Genomic DNA, 5614 nt, shown 5'->3' on the forward strand with positions numbered 1-5614 from the left:
GGTGTGTGTCGGTTGTTTGAGAACTCAACAGTGTGCTTGTTAGTCAATGCCAATTTTTTGTCCCTGTGGCATGGCTGATCGTCTTCGCCCGTCGGGTGGGGTGGTTGGTTGTGTCTGGGATTCCTTTGGTTGATTTCGGAAGATGATGTCATCTTTCGTGTTGATGCCAGTTTTGTGAACCCGGTTGGGTTCGCTTCGTATGGATTGTTCACTGCCGGGCTGTGCTTGGTGGTGGGCGTTGTTCATTTACGGAGAGTTTGATCCTGGCTCAGGACGAACGCTGGCGGCGTGCTTAACACATGCAAGTCGAACGATGATGCCCAGCTTGCTGGGTGGATTAGTGGCGAACGGGTGAGTAACACGTGAGTAACCTGCCCTTGACTTCGGGATAACTCCGGGAAACCGGGGCTAATACCGGATATGAGCTACCTTCGCATGGGGGTGGTTGGAAAGTTTTTCGGTCAGGGATGGGCTCGCGGCCTATCAGCTTGTTGGTGGGGTGATGGCCTACCAAGGCGACGACGGGTAGCCGGCCTGAGAGGGCGACCGGCCACACTGGGACTGAGACACGGCCCAGACTCCTACGGGAGGCAGCAGTGGGGAATATTGCACAATGGGCGAAAGCCTGATGCAGCGACGCCGCGTGAGGGATGAAGGCCTTCGGGTTGTAAACCTCTTTCAGCAGGGAAGAAGCGCAAGTGACGGTACCTGCAGAAGAAGCGCCGGCTAACTACGTGCCAGCAGCCGCGGTAATACGTAGGGCGCAAGCGTTGTCCGGAATTATTGGGCGTAAAGAGCTCGTAGGCGGTTTGTCGCGTCTGGTGTGAAAACTCGAGGCTCAACCTCGAGCTTGCATCGGGTACGGGCAGACTAGAGTGCGGTAGGGGAGACTGGAATTCCTGGTGTAGCGGTGGAATGCGCAGATATCAGGAGGAACACCGATGGCGAAGGCAGGTCTCTGGGCCGCAACTGACGCTGAGGAGCGAAAGCATGGGGAGCGAACAGGATTAGATACCCTGGTAGTCCATGCCGTAAACGTTGGGCACTAGGTGTGGGGCTCATTCCACGAGTTCCGTGCCGCAGCAAACGCATTAAGTGCCCCGCCTGGGGAGTACGGCCGCAAGGCTAAAACTCAAAGGAATTGACGGGGGCCCGCACAAGCGGCGGAGCATGCGGATTAATTCGATGCAACGCGAAGAACCTTACCAAGGCTTGACATGCACGGGAAGCCACCAGAGATGGTGGTCTCTTTGGACACTCGTGCACAGGTGGTGCATGGTTGTCGTCAGCTCGTGTCGTGAGATGTTGGGTTAAGTCCCGCAACGAGCGCAACCCTCGTCCCATGTTGCCAGCGGGTTATGCCGGGGACTCATGGGAGACTGCCGGGGTCAACTCGGAGGAAGGTGGGGATGACGTCAAATCATCATGCCCCTTATGTCTTGGGCTTCACGCATGCTACAATGGCCGGTACAAAGGGCTGCGATACCGTAAGGTGGAGCGAATCCCAAAAAGCCGGTCTCAGTTCGGATTGGGGTCTGCAACTCGACCCCATGAAGTCGGAGTCGCTAGTAATCGCAGATCAGCAACGCTGCGGTGAATACGTTCCCGGGCCTTGTACACACCGCCCGTCAAGTCACGAAAGTCGGTAACACCCGAAGCCCATGGCCCAACCGTTCGCGGGGGGAGTGGTCGAAGGTGGGACTGGCGATTGGGACTAAGTCGTAACAAGGTAGCCGTACCGGAAGGTGCGGCTGGATCACCTCCTTTCTAAGGAGCTACCAACACTCGCCTGGCCGGCTTTGCCGGTGGGTGGGTTGTTCAGGTGCCACGCCATCGCCGCACGTGTGGTGGGTGGTTGCTCATGGGTGGAACATTGACGAAAGAGTCTTCTGGTCTTGCTGGTGTCAGTACCTGCCGGCCCGTCCGGTCCTTCGGGGCCTGGTGGGGTGGTGGTGGAACATCACGGGTGAGAGTCGGGGGGCTTGTCGAGCACACTGTTGGGTCCTCAGGTCACCGGCCACCGGTTGGTGGGGTGCCTGGTACGGGCCGGTCTCCGGACCACGAACCGCTCGATCTCCTGCTGGGAGGTTGGGTAGGCGGGTCCTGGTGGGGGTCGGGGTCGTTGGTTGTTTGAGAACTGCACAGTGGACGCGAGCATCTTTGTAAAGATCAAGACACACTCGCTGCGCCTTTCGGGGTGTGTGGGTGTGGTTCTTGGTTCTCTGCAGTTTTGTTGTTTTTGTTGAAGTTTTTAAGGGCACAGGGTGGATGCCTTGGCACTAGGAGCCGAAGAAGGACGTGGTAGCCTGCGATAAGCCTCGGGGAGCTGGCAAACGAGCTGTGATCCGAGGGTTTCCGAATGGGGGAACCCCGCACGAGTCATGTCGTGTGACCCGCACCTGAATATATAGGGTGTGTGGAGGGAACGTCGGGAAGTGAAACATCTCAGTACCGACAGGAAGAGATATTCCGTGAGTAGTGGCGAGCGAAAGCGGATGAGGCCAAACCGGGCGCGTGTTAAAGCTGTCAGGCGTTGCGTGTTCGGGGTTGTGGGACCCTTCTGGTGGATCTGACAGTCCGCCGGGGAGTCAGAAAGTCGTGTCATAGTCGAACCGCATTGAAAGGCGGACCACAGACGGTGCGAGTCCGGTAGACGAAATGGTGCGGCCTCCCGAAGGGGATCCCAAGTAGCACGGGGCCCGAGAAATCTCGTGTGAATCTGGCAAGACCACTTGCTAAGCCTAAATACTACCTAGTGACCGATAGCGGACCAGTACCGTGAGGGAAAGGTGAAAAGTACCCCGGGAGGGGAGTGAAATAGTACCTGAAACCGTGTGCCTACAATCCGTTGGAGCCTCCTTGGTTGGGGTGACAGCGTGCCTTTTGAAGAATGAGCCTGCGAGTTAGTGCTCAGTGGCGAGGTTAACCCGTGTGGGGAAGCCGTAGCGAAAGCGAGTCCGAATAGGGCGCCCATAGTCGCTGGGTCTAGACCCGAAGCGAAGTGATCTAGCCATGGGCAGGTTGAAGCGCGGGTAAGACCGCGTGGAGGACCGAACCCACCAGGGTTGAAAACCTGGGGGATGACCTGTGGTTAGGGGTGAAAGGCCAATCAAACTTCGTGATAGCTGGTTCTCCCCGAAATGCATTTAGGTGCAGCGTCACGTGTTTCTTGCCGGAGGTAGAGCTACTGGATGGCCGATGGGCCCTACAAGGTTACTGACGTCAGCCAAACTCCGAATGCCGGTAAGTGGAAGCGTGGCAGTGAGACTGCGGGGGATAAGCTCCGTAGTCGAGAGGGAAACAGCCCAGACCACCGGCTAAGGCCCCTAAGCGTGTGCTAAGTGGGAAAGGATGTGGAGTTGCACAGACAACCAGGAGGTTGGCTTAGAAGCAGCCACCCTTGAAAGAGTGCGTAATAGCTCACTGGTCAAGTGATTCCGCGCCGACAATGTAGCGGGGCTCAAGTACACCGCCGAAGCCGTGGCATCTGCGCTCAACTCAGGCCTTCGTGGTCCAGAGGCGCAGGTGGGTAGGGGAGCGTCGTGTGGGCAGTGAAGCCGCGGGGGAACCCAGTGGTGGAGCCCACACGAGTGAGAATGCAGGCATGAGTAGCGAAAGACGGGTGAGAAACCCGTCCGCCGAATGACCAAGGGTTCCAGGGCCAGGTTAATCCGCCCTGGGTAAGTCGGGACCTAAGGCGAGGCCGACAGGCGTAGTCGATGGACAAGGAGTTGATATTCTCCTACCGGCGAAGAACCGCCCATACCGAGCCCGGTGATGCTGACCGCCCAAACCTGTCCACCGGCCCTTCGGGGCCACCGGGCAGGGGCGCGCGGGACCCGAACCGGTAGTAGGTAAGCGTATTAACAGGGGTGACGCAGGAAGGTAGCCCGGCGTGGCGATGGTAGACCACGTCCAAGGCTGTAGGCCGTCTGGTAGGCAAATCCGCCAGACATGAGGCTGAGAGCTGACGGTGAGCGCACAAGCGCGAACTGGGTGATCCTATGCTGCCAAGAAAAGCCTCGGCGCGAGGTTCTAGCCGCCCGTACCCCAAACCGACTCAGGTGGTCAGGTAGAGAATACTAAGGCGATCGAGAGAATCGTGGTTAAGGAACTCGGCAAAATGCCCCCGTAACTTCGGGAGAAGGGGGGCCCGAAGCGTGAACACCCTCGCGGTGGGAGCGTGGACGGCCGCAGAGACCAGGGAGAAGCGACTGTTTACTAAAAACACAGGTCCGTGCGAAGTCGCAAGACGATGTATACGGACTGACGCCTGCCCGGTGCTGGAAGGTTAAGAGGACGGGTCAACCCCTCGGGGTGAAGCTCAGAATTTAAGCCCCAGTAAACGGCGGTGGTAACTATAACCATCCTAAGGTAGCGAAATTCCTTGTCGGGTAAGTTCCGACCTGCACGAATGGCGTAACGACTTCTCCGCTGTCTCAACCGCGAACTCGGCGAAATTGCACTACGAGTAAAGATGCTCGTTACGCGCAGCAGGACGGAAAGACCCCGGGACCTTTACTATAGCTTGGTATTGGTGTTCGGTGCGGCTTGTGTAGGATAGGTGGGAGACTGTGAAGCCCGTACGCCAGTGCGGGTGGAGTCAACGTTGAAATACCACTCTGGCCGCTTCGGATGTCTAACCTCGGTCCGTGATCCGGACCAGGGACAGTGCCTGGTGGGTAGTTTAACTGGGGCGGTTGCCTCCTAAAATGTAACGGAGGCGCTCAAAGGTTCCCTCAGCCTGGTTGGCAATCAGGTGTCGAGTGCAAGTGCACAAGGGAGCTTGACTGTGAGACTGACAGGTCGAGCAGGGACGAAAGTCGGAACTAGTGATCCGGCGGTGGCTTGTGGAAGCGCCGTCGCTCAACGGATAAAAGGTACCCCGGGGATAACAGGCTGATCTTGCCCAAGAGTCCATATCGACGGCATGGTTTGGCACCTCGATGTCGGCTCGTCGCATCCTGGGGCTGGAGTAGGTCCCAAGGGTTGGGCTGTTCGCCCATTAAAGCGGTACGCGAGCTGGGTTTAGAACGTCGTGAGACAGTTCGGTCCCTATCCGCTGCGCGCGCAGGAAACTTGAGAAGGGCTGTCCCTAGTACGAGAGGACCGGGACGGACGAACCTCTGGTGTGCCAGTTGTTCCGCCAGGAGCACCGCTGGTTGGCTACGTTCGGAAGGGATAACCGCTGAAAGCATCTAAGCGGGAAGCCTGCTTCAAGATGAGGTTTCCATACCCTACGGGGTGAGAGGCACCCAGCAGAACACTGGGTCGATAGGCCGGACGTGGAAGCGGGGACGAAAGACCCGTGCAGCTGACCGGTACTAATCAGCCGACAACTTCAACACCAACAACTTTTTGCTACGCGTCCACTGTGCGGTTCCCGAACCACCAGCACCACACCCCCACACAGGGGGTGCCCAGTGTTGACAAAGGTTCCATAGAGTTACGGCGGTCACAGCGAAGGGGAAACGCCCGGTCCCATACCGAACCCGGAAGCTAAGCCCTTCAGCGCCGATGGTACTGCCCTGGAGACGGGGTGGGAGAGTAGGACGCCGCCGGACAACCCTTCACCGAAGGCCCACCCCACACGGGGTGGGCCTTCGGCATTTCC

At 58.2% G+C, this 5614-nt stretch carries 3 rRNA genes; all 3 read left to right on the forward strand.

Annotated elements, in window-relative coordinates:
* Positions 1–245 precede the first annotated feature (245 nt).
* The 3 genes from FB00_RS20595 to rrf all read left to right on the forward strand — a co-directional run bounded on the left by FB00_RS20595 (position 246) and on the right by rrf (position 5564).
* A 16S ribosomal RNA gene (locus tag FB00_RS20595) occupies positions 246–1767 on the forward strand.
* 474 nt (positions 1768–2241) lie between these two features.
* A 23S ribosomal RNA gene (locus FB00_RS20600) occupies positions 2242–5348 on the forward strand.
* A 99-nt stretch (positions 5349–5447) separates the two neighbouring features.
* A 5S ribosomal RNA gene (gene rrf / locus FB00_RS20605) occupies positions 5448–5564 on the forward strand.
* Together the 16S, 23S and 5S rRNA genes form the textbook arrangement of a ribosomal RNA operon.
* The last annotated feature ends 50 nt before the right edge of the window (positions 5565–5614 follow it).

Origin of the sequence: Cellulosimicrobium funkei (genome assembly GCF_001019615.1) — a bacterium.
GTDB classification, from domain to species: Bacteria; Actinomycetota; Actinomycetes; order Actinomycetales; family Cellulomonadaceae; genus Cellulosimicrobium; species Cellulosimicrobium cellulans_E.